A 15,776-nucleotide genomic window follows, 5' to 3' on the forward strand; every position below is an offset into this window, starting at 1 on the left:
TCAATTGTGGAACGGATTGCCGCTGGTTCTTACGGGTTTTGCGGTCACTGGCGCGCTCGTGCGCTGCACCGGCGCGGCAGGAGCAGGCATGGCAATCACGTTGTTATTAGTGACATTTCCGTTGCTGACGTTTCTGTTATCGACATCGCTGGCAGCCTGTTCAACGGCCGCATTTTGCTGTGGCGTTTCGGGCGCGACCTGCTCAGGATTGGTTGCCACCGGTGTGCCCAGCACGCTATTTAACGAAAGCAGATCGTTTTCATTTAACGTTCCCAACGCCGATTTCACATTAAGCTGGTTGATCAAATAAGTGTATCGCGCGCTGGAAAGCTGCTGCTTGGCGTTGTACAGCGTGGTGGTGGCGTCGAGCACGTCAACGATGGTGCGCGTGCCGACGCGATAACCGGCTTCGGTTGCATCCAGCGAGCTTTGCGCCGATACCACGGCCTGTTTGTAGGCGTTGATGCTGCTGATCGACGCTGAAATATTATTGAACGATGAACGCACGGTCTGCACGACGCTACGATGCGCGCTTTCAAGCTGCTCGCTGTAGGTCACAAAATTATACTGCGCCTGCTTAACCTGTGAATTCACCGTGCCGCCGCTGTAGATAGGTACGGTCAGGCTCAAGCCGACCTGATTCTGCCCGGCGTCGGAGTCTTGATAGCTGGTCGCGTTACCGGTTCTTGAGCCGTTGTATTTGGTATTACTGATGCCGGTCGAGGCGGTGAGATCCAGCGTCGGCATGTGACCCGTCTCGTAATAACGGATTTGTTCACGCGCCAAGTCTTGCGACAGGCGAGCAGAGAGCAGGCTGAGGTTGCGGTTTTCAGCTTCTCTCAACAAATTGGCGACCGGTTCTGGACGCTGGGTGTTAAAAGTATTGATGTTTAATGACGCCAGCTGCGGATAGAAAACGCCGGTCACCTGACGCAACACTTCAAGCGCGTTGTCGAGCGTATTACGCGCCGTGACTTCGTTAGCCAGCACCGTGTCATACTCGGAGCGCGCGTTCTGTACGTCGGTGATCGCAACCAGCCCGACGTTAAAACGCTGGGTGGTTTGGTCAAGCTCGCGATAAATCGCCTGTTTCTGCGCTTCGGTATAGGAGAGCGAATCGATCGCACTCAAAACGTTGAAATAGGCCGTGGCAGTGTTCAAAATGAGGGTCTGCTGCGCGGTCTGGAAAGTCACGTCGGCGATACCGGCAGTTTTTTCCTGCAACGTGAGGGCGCGCCATTTGGACATATCAAAAATAGTCTGCGTTAACTGCAATGACCCGCTAGTCTCATTACTGTTTATGCCATTGGCATCGCGATAGCCATTGTTGTAGACATAATCGACACCCAATCCGAGCTGTGGCAGCAACGGACCACGTGTTTCATTGATTTTCTCGAATGCCGCGTCGCGCGTCGCGCCTGATGCCCGTAAATCTGGATTTGTCGCCAGAGCCTGCTGGTATACCTGCATAAGATTTTCAGCCTGGCTTACCGTGCTGAAGCCGCCGAGGCCCAGCGCGATGAGAAGAGGGAGCAGTTTCTTCATTTGCATTCCTTGTAGTGCAGCAATGTTATTATTTAATGCTGTCATTAAACCATAAAGGTATCGACGCGGATTCTAGCAGAGACCGATAAGCGGACTGCGTGGCCTAACGTGCCATCGCTCACGCGCGAATCCAAATCTACCACAAATAACCTTGATTATTATTACCGCATCGTCATCTAAATTTCGTGACGCGGTAATTAAAGACTTTCAATCGCTAACAGGGTGACATTTCATGGCTAAATTCAAAGACTCGCCAGTAAGCTTCGGCAAAAACGATCTCGAAATTCTCGCCGTTGAAAACCGCTATAAAGGCTTCTTCGCCATCAACGCCTACCGTTTTCGCCATCGCCTGTTTAATGGTGAAATGAGCAGGGAAGTGGTGCGCGAAGTTTTTGAGCGTGGACACGCAGCGGTTCTGTTACCTTATGATCCACACACCGACGAAGTGGTGTTGATCGAACAAATTCGCCTGCCCGCGCTGGAAAGCAGCGAAACGCCGTGGCTGCTCGAGATGGTCGCGGGTATTATCGAAGAGGGCGAAACGGTCGAAGATGTCGCCCGTCGCGAAGCCGCCGAAGAGGCAGGCATTGAAGTAAAACGCTGTAAACCGGCGCTGAGCTATCTGGCAAGTCCGGGTGGCACCAGCGAGCGACTTTCTATTATGGTAGGGGAAGTCGATGCCTCCAAGGCAGAAGGAATTCATGGGCTGGACACTGAAAATGAAGACATCCGGGTACACGTGGTGAGTCGGGAACAGGCTTATCGCTGGGTGGAAGAAGGAGCCATAGATAATGCCGCGTCGGTTATTGCCCTGCAATGGCTGGCGCTGCACCATGAATCTCTTAGAAAAGAATGGGTTGAAGAATGATAAAGCGCTACGTTCCCGATTTTCCCGAAATGATGCGCCTGTGCGAAACCAATTTCGCCCAGTTGCGTCGTTTGCTCCCTCGAAACGATGAAGTCGGGCAGACTGTGTCCTATCAGGTGACTAACGCGACTTACCAGTTAAAAATTCTGGAATCGACACGCTATACTTCACTGGTCGAGATTAGCCAAACGGCACCGGCGGTCAGCTACTGGAGCCTGCCTTCGTTAACCGTGCGTCTTTATCATGATGCGATGGTTGCCGAAGTGTGTGCGAGTCAGCAGATCTTTCGTTTCAAAGCACGCTATGATTATCCTAATAAAAAGTTGCATCAGCGTGATGAAAAGCATCAAATTAACCAGTTCCTTGCCGATTGGTTGCGCTATTGTCTGGCGCATGGAGCCATGCCAGTGCCGGTTTGTTAGACAGACTTCAATAACAAAGGATCGAATTTGGAAAGCCTGTTTACGCTGCCTTTGGTTGATGGGGCCAAAGTCAGGATACTTCAGATTACTGATACCCACCTCTTCGCAGGCGAAGAGCAGACTTTGCTGGGCGTAAACACGTTTCGCAGCTATCGCGCCGTGCTGGACGCTATCTGCGCACAAGGTCGCGAGGTCGATATCATTACGGCGACCGGCGATTTGGCGCAGGATCAGTCGCTCGAGGCCTATCACCATTTCGCTCGGGGCGTGAGTCGCATTGCCGCTCCCTGCGTTTGGCTGCCCGGAAACCACGATTTTCAACCGGCCATGGTTGATGCGCTGGCCGAGGCGGGTATTCGTCCTTCCAAACAGATTTTACTCGGCAATAAATGGCAGGTTCTGCTGCTCGATACTCAAGTATTTGGCGTGCCGCACGGCGAAATCAGCGAGTATCAGCTCGAATGGATGACGCGCTGTCTCGAGCAGTTCCCCGAGCGATTTACCCTGATTATGCTGCATCATCACCCGCTGCCGTCGGGCTGTACCTGGCTCGATCAGCACAGTCTACGCAACGCCCACACGCTGGCGGCGGTGCTGGAAGATTATCCGCAGGTTTCCACCTTGATTTGCGGACACATTCATCAGGAGCTGGATCTCGACTGGTATGGCAAACGGCTTTACGCCACGCCGTCGACCTGCGTTCAGTTCAAGCCGCACTGCACCAATTTTACTCTCGACAGCCTCGCACCGGGCTGGCGTTATCTGACGCTGCATCCCGACGGCCGCGTTGAAACCGAAGTCTGCCGCATCGACAGCGACGAGTTCAGCCCCGACGCTGACGCGGAAGGTTATTAATGAACACATTGCTGTATCTGCACGGTTTTAACAGTTCGCCGCTTTCCGCCAAGGCCACGGCGCTGCGCAGCTGGCTGGCCGAACATCATCCGCAAATCGAGATGGTTATCCCGCAGCTGTTGCCGCATCCCGCCGACGCCGCCGAGCAGCTCGAAACGCTGGTCATGGATCGCTCCGGCGAAAAAATCGGGATTGTCGGCTCGTCGCTCGGCGGCTATTACGCGACCTGGCTGTCGCAGTGTTTTATGTTGCCTGCGGTAGTGGTTAATCCTGCCGTTCGGCCATATGAACTTTTAATCGACTATCTGGGGGTCAATCAGAACCCCTACACCGGCCAGCAATATGTGTTAGAGTCTCGCCATGTTTACGATCTCAAAGTGATGCAGATCGAACCCCTGGAGTCACCCGACTTACTGTGGTTGCTCCAGCAAACCGGCGATGAGACCCTCGATTACCGTCAGGCCGTAGCGTATTACACCGCGTGCCGCCAGACCGTAGAACCTGAGGGTAATCATGCATTTGTCGGCTTTGAACGTTATTTCTCACCGATTGTGGATTTCTTGGAGTTGGCATCGTAGTGAGATTTGCTCTCGGCAAATCGCGTTCGCCAGCAACAGTATCGTTCACTCACAACCCGAGCCACGAATTAAAAAACGATGAGTCAATCAACCTATAACGCGGATTCTATCGAGGTTCTCAGCGGCCTCGAACCTGTGCGTCGCCGTCCTGGCATGTATACCGATACCACGCGGCCAAACCATCTGGGACAGGAAGTCATCGATAACAGCGTCGATGAAGCGCTGGCGGGCCATGCCCGTCGTATCGAAGTTATTCTGCACGCCGATCAGTCACTTGAAGTCACCGACGACGGTCGCGGCATGCCCGTGGATATCCATCAGGAAGAGGGTATTCCCGCCGTTGAACTGATCTTCTGCCGTCTGCACGCGGGCGGTAAATTTTCCAACAAAAACTACCAGTTTTCAGGGGGGTTGCACGGCGTCGGCATCTCGGTAGTCAACGCCCTGTCAACGCGCGTTGAAGTCACCGTGCGCCGCGACGGCCAAATCTACAACATGGCGTTCGAAAATGGCGACAAGGTCCAGGACCTGACCGTCACCGGCACCGTGGGCAAGCGCAATACCGGCACCAGCGTACATTTCTGGCCCGATGGCAGCTTCTTCGACAGCCCGCGCTTCTCCGTGAGCCGCCTCAGCCATTTGCTGAAAGCCAAAGCCGTGCTCTGTCCGGGCGTTGAAATTGTCTTCAAAGACAAAGTAAACAATACCGAGCAAAGCTGGTGCTATCAGGACGGTCTCACCGATTACCTGATGGAAGCCGTAAACGGCCTGATTACGCTGCCTGAAAAGGCCTTCGTCGGCGCGTTTGCCGGTGATACCGAAGCGGTTGACTGGGCACTGCTGTGGCTGCCGGAAGGCGGCGAAATGCTGACCGAAAGCTACGTTAACCTGATCCCGACCATGCAGGGCGGCACCCACGTTAACGGCCTGCGTCAGGGCCTGCTCGACGCGATGCGCGAATTCTGCGAATACCGCAATATTCTGCCGCGCGGCGTGAAGCTTTCCGCCGAAGATATCTGGGAACGCTGCGCCTACGTGCTGTCGGTCAAAATGCAGGATCCCCAGTTTGCCGGCCAGACCAAAGAGCGTTTGTCTTCGCGTCAGTGCGCGGCCTTCGTTTCCGGCGTAGTAAAAGACGCCTTTAGCCTGTGGCTGAACCAGAATGTGCAGGCGGCCGAACAACTGGCCGAACTGGCAATTTCCAGCGCCCAGCGTCGTATGCGCGCGGCGAAAAAAGTGGTGCGCAAGAAGCTGACCAGCGGACCCGCGTTGCCGGGCAAGCTGGCCGATTGCACCTCGCAAGACCTGAAAATGACCGAACTGTTTCTGGTCGAAGGGGACTCTGCGGGCGGTTCTGCCAAGCAGGCGCGCGACCGCGAGTATCAGGCGATCATGCCGCTGAAAGGTAAGATCCTGAATACGTGGGAAGTCTCTTCAGACGAAGTGCTGGCCTCGCAGGAGGTGCACGACATCTCCGTGGCGATTGGTATCGACCCCGACAGCGAAGATCTCACCCAGTTGCGTTACGGCAAAATCTGCATTCTTGCGGATGCCGACTCCGACGGTTTACACATCGCCACGCTGCTGTGCGCGCTGTTTGTCCGTCACTTCAGATCGCTGGTGCGCGGCGGCCACGTCTATGTCGCGATGCCGCCTCTTTACCGTATCGATCTCGGCAAAGAAGTGTTTTACGCGCTCGACGAAGAAGAGAAAACCGGCGTGCTGGACCAGCTGAAACGCAAAAAGGGCAAGCCGAACGTGCAGCGCTTTAAAGGTCTGGGCGAAATGAACCCGTTGCAGCTGCGTGAAACGACGCTGGACCCGAATACCCGTCGTCTGGTGCAGTTGACGATAGACGAAGAAGATGTCGACCAGACGATGCGCATGATGGATATGCTGCTGGCGAAGAAGAGGTCGGAAGATCGCAGGAACTGGCTTCAAGACAAAGGCGACACCGCCGATCTCTCAGTTTAAACAGCAGCATTCTTTATTCAGGGGTGTTGGCTGCCTTTGCTTACCCCGGTCACTGACTCATGTCAGCTCCCGGGGATTCGCGCAGTTGCCGCCTACCTGAATTTTGAATGATGCAGTTTAAATTTAATCTACAGCATTCTTCATTCAGGGGTGTTGGCTGCCTTTGCTCACCCCAGTCACTGACTTATGTCAGCTCCCGGGGATTCGCGCAGTTGCCGCCTACCTGAATTTTGAATGATGCAGTTTAAATTACTTTTCAGATTAAGATTTTGAAAATCTAGAAAGAAAAAACCGGAGTTTTTGGCTCCGGTTTTTTATTGGGTCAAATCAGTATCAGGCGGTTTCGATGATATTGATTTTTACGTCGACGACGTCGTTTTTGATGTTTTCACGATGCGCGTGCATGTGCGCGGCTTGCTGGTGGTCTTCGAGATGCGCTAGGCTGGCCCAATCTTCGACCATGAAGATGGAGTCGGGTGCGCTTTGACGCCACGGGATCTGGCCTTTTACGTCGATAAAAGGTTCGTAACGATGGCAGCCTTTTTCTTCGAGAACGGTGGGCAGCAGCTGGCGGATTTTATCCAGCACAGCGTCGCGGCGACCCGGCTTGATGATGATTTCAGCAATCACGGTGATCATAAAAACCTCGGTTTCCCTGAAAGTGTGTGGACCTTATAAACGACCGGTCCACGCGAATACGCTTTCACAGTGTGGCAATAATCAATCGCTTTGCCAAATCAGCGCCTTATTCTGCGACTTCGGCCTGACCAAATACGTGGTCTAAATGCGCGCGGTAGTTGGCGAAATAGCCGTCGATGTCTGGCGCTTTAATCACGTCGTTACACATAAAGGTGGGCAGCGTATCAAGGCCGATAAACTGGTTGGCCTTGTGGAATGGCAGGTAAACGCCGTCTACGCCAACGCCGTGGAAGAACTGATCTTTATCTTCGAAAGCTTCCAAAGGCGCGTTCCAGGTGACGGAAAGCATGTACGCGGTGCCTTGCAGCAGGCCGCCGGAACCATATTTTTTCGAGGCATCAGAACGGCTGCGGCCATCGCTTTCATACAGGCGACCGTGGCCTTCGGTGAAGACTTCGTCGATATATTTTTTCAGCGTCCACGGCGCGCCCATCCACCAGCCTGGCATCTGGTAAATAATCGCATCGGCCCAAACGTAGCTCTCGATTTCGGCTTCGACGTCATAACCTTGTTCGAGATGGGTAACACGCACCTCGTGACCCGCATCGCGCAAGAAAGTGTCGGCAACCTCGGTCAGGCTAATATTGAGGGCACCCTTTGAGTGGGCAAAAGTCTTTCCGGCGTTAATAATCAGTATCTTACTCATGGCATTGGCCTCGTTGATAAACTATTTGAACGAAGTGTACACAAGATTGTTGCAGATAAAAATGTGCGCAAGAGCACAATACTATTGTTGATGAAGCAATAATCGACAGCAGTTATCGACTTTTTTCACGGTTTTTGCCTATAACGTGGGCGGCCAAATCACAGCAACTGTGACAGCAATATGCCATTTGATGTACTATCGCGGTCATCATCGCTCGCGCAACAGCGCCTGAGCGCGCGACTTCCTAATTGTGACGCCCATTTCCAGAACATCGCTGGCAAACGGGCGGCAACAAAATCTAAAGCACAGTCCAGAACGTTTAATTTCCTGCACATCAGTGCCACCGTTTTGAGGAAAAAAATTTAATGAGTGAAGTGACTCATGACGGTACAGAGCGTCTTGCTCTGCACACGTTTACCGAGAATGCCTATCTGAACTACTCCATGTACGTCATCATGGACAGGGCGCTCCCTTATATCGGCGATGGCCTCAAGCCGGTTCAGCGCCGCATTATTTACGCGATGTCCGAGCTGGGTCTTGGCAACAACGCGAAATTCAAGAAATCCGCCCGTACCGTCGGTGACGTACTGGGTAAATACCATCCGCACGGCGACAGCGCCTGTTACGAAGCGATGGTATTAATGGCGCAGCCATTCTCTTACCGCTATCCGCTGGTCGATGGTCAGGGAAACTGGGGCGCGCCGGATGACCCGAAATCTTTCGCCGCGATGCGTTATACCGAATCGCGCCTGTCGAAATATGCCGAAGTATTACTGCGCGAGCTGGCGTTAGGCACGGCGGACTGGGTGCCAAACTTCGACGGCACGATGCAGGAGCCGAAGATGCTGCCTGCGCGCCTGCCGAACATTCTGCTCAACGGCACCACGGGCATCGCGGTCGGTATGGCGACGGACATTCCGCCACACAACCTGCATGAAGTCGCCAACGCCGCTATCGCGCTGCTCGAAAAACCGGGCAGCACGCTGGAAGAGCTGCTTGAGTTTGTGCAGGGGCCGGACTTCCCGACCGAAGCCGAGATCATCACGCCGCGCAATGAAATCCGTAAAATTTACGAGTCGGGCAAAGGCTCGGTGCGGATGCGCGCGCTGTGGAAAAAAGAGGACGGCGAGGCGGTGATCACCGCGCTGCCGCATCAGGTTTCGGGTGCCAAGGTGCTGGAGCAGATTGCCAGCCAGATGCGCGCCAAAAAGCTGCCGATGGTTGAAGATTTGCGCGACGAATCCGATCACGAAAACCCGACGCGTCTGGTTATCGTGCCGCGTTCAAACCGTATCGATCTCGATCAGGTAATGAACCACCTGTTTGCGACCACCGATCTTGAGCGTAGCTATCGCATCAACATGAACATGATTGGTCTGGATAACCGTCCGCAGGTCAAAGGACTGGTCGAAATCCTCACCGAATGGCTCTCTTATCGCCGTGAAACGGTGCGTCGCCGACTGAATTTCCGTCTCGATAAAGTCTTGAAGCGCCTACATATTCTCGAAGGTTTATTGATTGCCTTCCTTAATATCGATGACGTTATCCACATTATTCGTTCCGAAGACGAGCCAAAGCCGGTGCTGATGGCGCGCTTTGCGCTGAGCGAAACGCAGGCCGAATCTATCCTCGAGCTGAAACTCCGTCACCTTGCCAAGCTGGAAGAGATGAAGATTCGCGGCGAGCAGGCCGAGCTTGAGAAAGAGCGCGATCAGCTGCAAGCGCTGCTGGGTTCCGAGCGCAAGCTGAGCACCTTGATTCGCAAAGAGATTCAGGCCGATGCTGAAGCCTACGGCGACGATCGTCGTTCGCCAATCGTCGAGCGTGGCGAAGCGAAGGCGATGAGCGAAAGCGACATTATTCCTTCCGAACCGGTGACCGTTGTGCTGTCGGAAATGGGCTGGGTACGCAGCGCCAAGGGGCATGACATCGACCCAACCGGCCTGAGCTACAAGGCGGGCGACAGTTTCCGCAGCGCCGCGCGCGGCAAGAGCAATCAGCCGGTGGTGTTTATCGACTCCACGGGCCGCAGCTACGCGCTCGACACCAATACGTTGCCGTCGGCGCGCGGGCAGGGCGAGCCGTTGACCGGCAAGCTGACCCCGCCGCCGGGCGCGAGCATTCAGCAAGTCCTGATGGCCGCCGACGAGCAGAAACTGCTGATGGCCTCCGATGCGGGCTATGGTTTCGTGTGTAACTTCTCCGACCTCGTCGCGCGCAATCGCGCCGGTAAGGCGATGATTACGCTGCCGGAAAACGCTAAAGCGCTGGCACCTATCGAGCTGAACGGCGAAGACAACATGCTGCTGTCGATAACCAGCGCCGGACGAATGCTGATGTTCCCGGTCGCCGATCTGCCGCAGTTGTCGAAAGGCAAGGGCAACAAAATTGTCTCTATTTCGGCTGCCGACGCCGCGTCGGGTAACGACAAGCTAGCGTGGCTGCTGGTGCTGGCACCGCAAACCTCGGTGACGCTGCACGTGGGCAAACGCAAGCTGACGCTGCGTCCGGAAGATCTGCAGAAATTCAGCGCCGAGCGCGGACGTAAAGGCACGCTGCTGCCGCGCGGATTGCAGAAAGTCGACAAGGTCGAATACGACGCACCAACGCCGCCATCCGTTGGAAATAGCGAAGAATAAGTTTTTTTTCAGCTATCCTTTCAGGGCACCTCGGTGCCCTGAATAAACTTTACCGTGGTGAGTTCATTTATTGTTTTGGGTTTTGTGCATAAATCACTTACTTTGTTGCCATCAACATCGTTTGTATTGTTGTTTGCAATAGGGTTTGTCACAGAGTTTGTCATAGCAAAAACCCGCTCCGGTTGAAGAATAACTATTGTGTAGAGCGTGCTGAGGCACGAGAATAGTCTAGCGGCAAAGGAACCACAGAGTCAGACTCTGTTTGACGTCGGTTGTATGCTTAAGAGGGTGTTATGTTATTTATTTTTCGCGTTATTTATGTCGTGATTTTCTCCATTCTGGTATGTATTTTCGGTTCGATCTATTGCCTTTTCAGCCCAAGAAATCCAAAGCATGTCGCGACGTTCGGTCATCTATTTGGCGGACTGGCACCGATATTCGGTCTGAAAGTCGAGCAGCGTATTCCTGCCGATGCCGCGCAGAACGGCAACTGTATTTATATCGCCAACCATCAGAACAACTACGACATGGTGACGGCCGCGAGTATGGTGCAACCGCGCACGGTAACCGTCGGCAAGAAAAGCCTGCTGTGGGTTCCTTTCTTCGGCCCGTTGTACTGGGTGACCGGTAACCTGCTGATTGACCGCGATAACCGCGCCAAAGCGCACGGCACCATCTCTCAGGTCGTCGCGCAGATTAAAAAGAAAAATGTTTCAATCTGGATGTTCCCCGAAGGTACGCGCAGCCGCGGTCGTGGATTAATGCCTTTCAAAACGGGTGCTTTCCATGCGGCCATTGCCGCAGGCGTGCCCATCGTGCCTATTTGCGTTTCCAATACCAGCAATAAAATTAAGCTGAATCGCTGGAATAACGGTTTGGTGATTATTGAAATGCTGCCGCCGGTGGATACCACGCAGTATGGCAAAGAGCGTCTGCGCGAATTATCAGAGCATTGCCGTCAAATTATGGCCGATAAAATCGCCGAGCTCGATGCTGAAGTCGCGCGACGCGAAGCCGAAATGAAAGTAAAAAAATAAACTGTTTGCTAATCATCCGAAGGGGTCTGGGAATATATTCCCTGCCTGACGGAGATTATTTAGCGTCCGTCACCATTGAAGGTTTAACGGGCTAACCCGCGCTTTTGATTTTGTTTTCATGGAGAAAATATGTCCCTCAGTCGTCGCAGTTTTTTACAGGCATCCGGTATGGCGCTTGCCGCTGGGTCATTGCCGCTGAGGGCACAGGCTGCTGGTGTACAACCCGCGCTTCCCATTCCTCCGCTGATTGAATCTCGTCGCGGCCAGCCGCTATTTTTAACCCTCCAGCCTTCACATTGGGCGTTTCTTGGCGGGGCCAAAGCGCCGGTTTGGGGCTTTAACGGCATGTACCTCGGCCCGACGGTGCGCGTTTACAACGGCGACGACGTCAAGCTCATTTACAGCAATCGCCTGCCAGCTCCGGCGGCGGTCACCATCAGCGGGTTACAGGTTCCCGGCACGCTGACCGGCGGCGGCGCGCGCATGATGTCTTCCGGCAGCGACTGGTCGCCGGTATTGCCTATTCGCCAGCCCGCGGCCACCTGCTGGTATCACGCCAATACGCCGGGCCACATGGCGTCGCAGGTTTATAACGGTCTCGCAGGCATGTGGCTGGTGGAAGATGAGGTCAGTAAAAATCTGCCGCTGCCGAATCACTACGCGGTCGACGATTTCCCGATCATTATTCAAGACAAACGCCTCGATAACTTTGGCGTGCCGCAGTACGACACGCCTGCCAGCGGCGGTTTCTTTGGCGACACCATGCTGGTTAACGGCGTGCAGAGCCCGTATGTCAACGTTTCGCGCGGCTGGGTGCGTTTGCGCCTGCTCAACGCCTCGAACGCGCGTCGTTATGAACTGACCATGACCGACAACCGTCCGTTCCACGTTATCGCCTCCGATCAGGGCTTCCTGCCGACGCCGGTTAGCGTACAGCGCTTGTCGTTGGCGCCGGGCGAGCGTCGCGAAGTGCTGGTCGACATGACGCAGGGCGATGAAGTCTCGATTTCGGCGGGTGAAGCGGCCGGGATCATGGATCGCCTACGCGGCCTGTTCCAGCCGTCGAGCATGCTGGTGTCAACCGTGGTGCTGACCATCAAGCCAACCGGCCTGCTGCCGCTGGTCACCGACAATCTGCCGATGCGTTTGCTCGCCGACCAGCTCATTGCGGGCAACGTGGTGCGCAGCCGCGAATTCCGCCTGGGCGACAATCAGCCGGGCATTAATGGCGCGGTGTTTGATCCGTCGCGAACCGACGTGCAGGCGATGCAGGGAACCTGGGAGCGCTGGACGGTGCATGCAGATTTGCCGCAGCCTTTCCACGTGCAGGGCGTGACCTTCATGGTGAAATCGGTGAACGGCGCGTCGCCGCTGGTTGAGGATGCCGGCTTTAAAGATACCGTGTGGGTCGATGGCGAGGTGGAATTACTGGTTTATCTTAATCAGCCTTCTTACGATCACTTCCCGTTCTTCTTCTATAGCCAGACGCTCGAACTTGCCGATCGCGGCACGATGGGGCAGATGGTGATTCAGCCTTCGGCAGGGTCGTAATAGTTTTTTGCCCCCACCCACGCGGTGGGGGCATCAAAACGTCTTCTTAAAAAAGTCTTATAAAAACGTCTAACTCAAGACAACCCGTCTTATTTAAACGCGTTGGCATCGTCCGGATCCGGACCCAAACGGGTGCCCGTGTCCAGCTTGGTAAACGCCGACAGCTCTTCTTTATCCAGCTTAAAGTCAAAAACGTTGAAATTTTCGTGGATACGTTTTGGCGTGACCGATTTTGGAATCACAATCAATCCGTTATCCAGGTGCCAGCGGATCACAATCTGCGCCGGCGTTTTGTCATATTTTTTGGCGAGCTTTTCAATCAGGGGCTGATCGAACAGGCCGTCGCCGCCCTGAGCCAGCGGGCTCCAGGATTCGGTGGCAATGCGATGCGTTGCATTCCACGCGTGCAGCTGGCGCTGCGGCAGCGAAGGATGCAGCTCAATCTGGTTAACGGTCGGCGCGACGCCGGTTTCGTCAATGAGACGTTGCAGATGCGGGATCTGGAAATTACACACACCGACACTTTTCGCCAAACCCTGCTCTTTCAGCTTCAGCAGCTGTTTCCAGGATTCAACATAGTTGCCTTCAGCGGGCAGCGGCCAGTGGATCAGATAGAGATCGACATAATCCAGTTTCAGCTTTTCAAGACTCTCTTCCAGCGCCTTTTGCGCGTAGAGCTGCTGGTCGTTCCACAGTTTGGTGGTGATGAAAATATCTTCTCGGGCAACGCTGGTTTCCTGAAGTGCTTTCCCTACGCCTTCCTCATTTTTGTACGCGGCGGCGGTATCGATGTGACGATAGCCTGCGTTAAGCGCGGTGCCGACGGCGTGAGTCGCTTCGTCGTTGGTGGCTTTCCACACGCCCAGACCCAGTTGAGGAATACGCGTGTCGTCGTGAAGCTTGATGATGGATTGCGATGACATAAATTTCTCCTGTTGAGGAAATGCGTAATCCACGCATTTATTGCCTGATTGGCTAAGTCTAGTAAATGAATAGTCATTTCGCAGAGTTTGCTAATGATTCATTTTCAGCGATTTATCTCAAAAAGTGTTGTTTACGTGTTGGCTAACCACTCTGGCAGGATTGCGCGAACTTTTTAATGCTCATTCCTGTTAAAACCTTGCCTGTTCCTGCAAGCCGCTGTCTGTTTCTGCAAGATTCTGTAGAAAAACGGCATTGTGTGGCAGAATTATTACCGGATCGTTTTAATCGGGGAAGCGTGATGCAAGATGTTGAAAGCCTGTGTGCCGAATTGGCCAAAAAAGTAGAGCGCCTGACTGAAGGTTCGCTAAAGTTTCAATCCAGCGTGCCGCAGGCGACGTTGATGTGTTACTCCAGCTATCACGCCCGCCAGCCGGTTATCTATAACCCGAGCGTGACCATCGTTTTTCAGGGCAGCAAGGTCGGCTTTCTCGGCAATAAAACCTTTTCCTACGATCCCAAAAATTACCTGATGCTGACCGTGCCGTTGCCGTTTGAATGCGAGACCTTTGGCACGCCCGAAAGGCCGGTGACCGGCGTCTCTATTCGTATCGAAACCGGGATGTTGCAGGATTTGCTGGTGGAGATGGGCGACGAAGGTTTTCCGCATCAGCCGGACAATTCGTCGGGCATTACTTCGGGCGTGCTGGATGAGGATATTCTCTGCGCCAGCGAACGTTTGCTCGACGTGATGGACAAACCGCTGCGCGCAAAAGTGCTGGGTCCGCAGATTATTCGCGAGATTTTGTTCTTTATTCTGACCAGTGAAAACGGCGGGGCGTTGCAGGCGCTGGTGAATCGTCACACTCATTTTAGCCAGATAGCCAAGGCGCTGCGCAAGATAGAAAATCACTACGCGCAGCCGCTCAGCGTGGAGCAGCTCGCCAGCGATGTGAACATGAGCGTTTCGGCGTTCCACCATAATTTCAAGGCGGTCACCAGCACCTCGCCGTTGCAGTATCTTAAAAATTATCGATTGCACAAGGCGCGGGCGATGATGGTTTATGACAGCGTCAAGGCCAGCAGCGCGGCGCTTAACGTCGGTTACGAAAGCGCCTCGCAGTTTAGTCGCGAATTCAAACGCTACTTTGGCGTCACGCCGAGCGAAGAGATCGCTCGCATGCGCGAGAGCAATGCTCTGCCCCTCACCGAAACGGTTTTTGGCGCTTAATACCCTTCAATAAATTTATGAGAGGGCTTTCCGGCGGTTTTTCCAGACCACGAGCAGCGCGCCGACAAGGCCAGTGACCAGCAGCAGCGCGGGCAGAATCATCAGGCCCGCCATGACTTTATCTTCATGACGCTGCACCAGCGGAATCTGGCAGATGGCATAACCCATGCCGACAATTACCCCAACCCACAGAACCGCGCTCAGCCAGTTAAACAGCTGGAAGCGGGCGTTATCGAGACCTGAAATTCCGGCAATCGTAGGTAAAAGCGTGCGCACAAAGGCGAGGAAACGCCCGACCAGCAGCGCGGTGAGGCCGTGTTTGTCGAACAAGTCGTGGGCGCGTTGGTGATATTGCGCGGGGAGATGTAATAACCAGCCTTTCACCAGCTTGGTGTGTCCGAGCCAGCGACCCTGCAAATAACTCAGCCAGCAGCCCAGACTCGAGGCGACCACCAGAATAATCAGCGTCGGAATAAGGCTCATCACGCCTTTGGCAACCAGCGCGCCGGTGAGCAGCAGCAGACTGTCGCCCGGCAAAAACGAGGCAGGAAGCAGGCCATTTTCGAGGAAAAGGGTAGTAAACAGCACGGCATAGACGACCCACAACACGTTCGGGTTGGCGAGTACGCTAAAATCATGCTGCCAAAGTGCATCAAGAATCTGAGTTAAAACAGCCATAAGCTTTCCTGTTGGGTTACTTCAAAATCGTGAAAAGTCGGCAAAAGCCAACGTCACGTAAAAGGAAAATCGTGCTATCAATCTTTATTAGTATTTAACTTATTATGGTTAAGAACCGCCCATAATCCTATC

General features: G+C 54.1%; 14 protein-coding genes. 9 read left to right on the forward strand and 5 right to left on the reverse strand.

Annotation, left to right across the window (positions count from 1 at the left end):
• Positions 1-1,545: an outer membrane channel protein TolC gene (gene tolC / locus SC206_RS07345; protein ID WP_332735654.1), complete on the reverse strand. Its 1,545-nt coding sequence runs from the start codon at positions 1,543-1,545 to the stop codon at positions 1-3.
• A 232-nt stretch (positions 1,546-1,777) separates the two neighbouring features.
• On the opposite strand from tolC, the gene nudF reads away from it, so the two are divergent.
• The 5 genes from nudF (at position 1,778) to parE (ending at position 6,242) form a co-directional block, all read left to right on the forward strand.
• Positions 1,778-2,413: an ADP-ribose diphosphatase gene (nudF, locus tag SC206_RS07350; RefSeq protein ID WP_332735656.1), complete on the forward strand. Its 636-nt coding sequence runs from the start codon at positions 1,778-1,780 to the stop codon at positions 2,411-2,413.
• Positions 2,410-2,835, forward strand: coding sequence for a DUF1249 family protein (locus SC206_RS07355; protein WP_045049128.1), 426 nt, complete (start codon positions 2,410-2,412; stop codon positions 2,833-2,835). The genes nudF and SC206_RS07355 overlap by 4 nt, the downstream gene beginning before the upstream one ends.
• Positions 2,836-2,862: 27 nt before the next feature.
• A complete protein-coding gene (gene cpdA / locus SC206_RS07360) occupies positions 2,863-3,690 on the forward strand; it encodes a 3',5'-cyclic-AMP phosphodiesterase (RefSeq protein ID WP_332735660.1) in 828 nt (275 codons plus the stop codon).
• Complete coding sequence (gene yqiA, locus SC206_RS07365; protein ID WP_332735662.1) at positions 3,690-4,268, forward strand: esterase YqiA; 579 nt, start codon at positions 3,690-3,692, stop codon at positions 4,266-4,268. The genes cpdA and yqiA overlap by 1 nt, the downstream gene beginning before the upstream one ends.
• A 78-nt stretch (positions 4,269-4,346) precedes the next feature.
• The gene (gene parE, locus SC206_RS07370) at positions 4,347-6,242 is read left to right on the forward strand and encodes a DNA topoisomerase IV subunit B (protein WP_332735664.1); all 1,896 of its coding nucleotides are present in this window, start codon (positions 4,347-4,349) and stop codon (positions 6,240-6,242) included.
• 333 nt (positions 6,243-6,575) lie between these two features.
• Here parE and SC206_RS07375 read toward each other — a convergent pair whose 3' ends face one another.
• Together SC206_RS07375 and SC206_RS07380 are read right to left on the reverse strand one after the other, a co-directional pair.
• Positions 6,576-6,881 (reverse strand): putative quinol monooxygenase, encoded by a 306-nt coding sequence (locus SC206_RS07375; RefSeq protein ID WP_332735666.1) that lies wholly within the window; start codon positions 6,879-6,881, stop codon positions 6,576-6,578.
• A gap of 106 nt (positions 6,882-6,987) precedes the next feature.
• Positions 6,988-7,587 (reverse strand): NAD(P)H-dependent oxidoreductase, encoded by a 600-nt coding sequence (locus SC206_RS07380; RefSeq protein WP_332735668.1) that lies wholly within the window; start codon positions 7,585-7,587, stop codon positions 6,988-6,990.
• 365 nt (positions 7,588-7,952) lie between these two features.
• Between SC206_RS07380 and parC the strand changes: the two genes are divergently transcribed.
• From parC to ftsP, 3 genes are all read left to right on the forward strand, one after another.
• Positions 7,953-10,226 (forward strand): DNA topoisomerase IV subunit A, encoded by a 2,274-nt coding sequence (gene parC, locus SC206_RS07385; protein ID WP_332735670.1) that lies wholly within the window; start codon positions 7,953-7,955, stop codon positions 10,224-10,226.
• Between the two features lie 293 nt (positions 10,227-10,519).
• The gene (locus SC206_RS07390) at positions 10,520-11,263 is read left to right on the forward strand and encodes a 1-acylglycerol-3-phosphate O-acyltransferase (RefSeq protein WP_332735672.1); all 744 of its coding nucleotides are present in this window, start codon (positions 10,520-10,522) and stop codon (positions 11,261-11,263) included.
• 129 nt (positions 11,264-11,392) lie between these two features.
• Positions 11,393-12,814 (forward strand): cell division protein FtsP, encoded by a 1,422-nt coding sequence (gene ftsP, locus SC206_RS07395; protein WP_332735676.1) that lies wholly within the window; start codon positions 11,393-11,395, stop codon positions 12,812-12,814.
• A gap of 89 nt (positions 12,815-12,903) precedes the next feature.
• Here the strand turns inward: ftsP and dkgA are convergent, their stop codons facing one another.
• Entirely contained in the window at positions 12,904-13,737 is an 834-nt protein-coding gene (gene dkgA, locus SC206_RS07400; RefSeq protein WP_332735678.1) for a 2,5-didehydrogluconate reductase DkgA, read from the reverse strand.
• A gap of 299 nt (positions 13,738-14,036) precedes the next feature.
• On the opposite strand from dkgA, the gene SC206_RS07405 reads away from it, so the two are divergent.
• Positions 14,037-14,966 (forward strand): AraC family transcriptional regulator, encoded by a 930-nt coding sequence (locus tag SC206_RS07405; RefSeq protein ID WP_332735680.1) that lies wholly within the window; start codon positions 14,037-14,039, stop codon positions 14,964-14,966.
• Between the two features lie 15 nt (positions 14,967-14,981).
• Here SC206_RS07405 and SC206_RS07410 read toward each other — a convergent pair whose 3' ends face one another.
• Complete coding sequence (locus tag SC206_RS07410) at positions 14,982-15,644, reverse strand: DedA family protein (RefSeq protein ID WP_332735682.1); 663 nt, start codon at positions 15,642-15,644, stop codon at positions 14,982-14,984.
• Positions 15,645-15,776 lie beyond the last annotated feature (132 nt).

Source organism: Rouxiella sp. T17, from assembly GCF_036663475.1.
GTDB lineage: Bacteria > Pseudomonadota > Gammaproteobacteria > Enterobacterales > Enterobacteriaceae > Rouxiella.

Excerpts from the sequence above, each read along its gene's own strand:
- tolC (WP_332735654.1), bottom strand. The coding sequence starts at position 1,545 with ATGAAGAAACTGCTCCCTCTTCTCATCGCGCTGGGCCTCGGCGGCTTC.
- nudF (WP_332735656.1), top strand. The coding sequence starts at position 1,778 with ATGGCTAAATTCAAAGACTCGCCAGTAAGCTTCGGCAAAAACGATCTC.
- SC206_RS07355 (WP_045049128.1), top strand. The coding sequence starts at position 2,410 with ATGATAAAGCGCTACGTTCCCGATTTTCCCGAAATGATGCGCCTGTGC.
- yqiA (WP_332735662.1), top strand. The coding sequence starts at position 3,690 with ATGAACACATTGCTGTATCTGCACGGTTTTAACAGTTCGCCGCTTTCC.
- parE (WP_332735664.1), top strand. The coding sequence starts at position 4,347 with ATGAGTCAATCAACCTATAACGCGGATTCTATCGAGGTTCTCAGCGGC.
- SC206_RS07375 (WP_332735666.1), bottom strand. The coding sequence starts at position 6,881 with ATGATCACCGTGATTGCTGAAATCATCATCAAGCCGGGTCGCCGCGAC.
- SC206_RS07380 (WP_332735668.1), bottom strand. The coding sequence starts at position 7,587 with ATGAGTAAGATACTGATTATTAACGCCGGAAAGACTTTTGCCCACTCA.
- parC (WP_332735670.1), top strand. The coding sequence starts at position 7,953 with ATGAGTGAAGTGACTCATGACGGTACAGAGCGTCTTGCTCTGCACACG.
- SC206_RS07390 (WP_332735672.1), top strand. The coding sequence starts at position 10,520 with ATGTTATTTATTTTTCGCGTTATTTATGTCGTGATTTTCTCCATTCTG.
- ftsP (WP_332735676.1), top strand. The coding sequence starts at position 11,393 with ATGTCCCTCAGTCGTCGCAGTTTTTTACAGGCATCCGGTATGGCGCTT.
- dkgA (WP_332735678.1), bottom strand. The coding sequence starts at position 13,737 with ATGTCATCGCAATCCATCATCAAGCTTCACGACGACACGCGTATTCCT.
- SC206_RS07405 (WP_332735680.1), top strand. The coding sequence starts at position 14,037 with ATGCAAGATGTTGAAAGCCTGTGTGCCGAATTGGCCAAAAAAGTAGAG.
- SC206_RS07410 (WP_332735682.1), bottom strand. The coding sequence starts at position 15,644 with ATGGCTGTTTTAACTCAGATTCTTGATGCACTTTGGCAGCATGATTTT.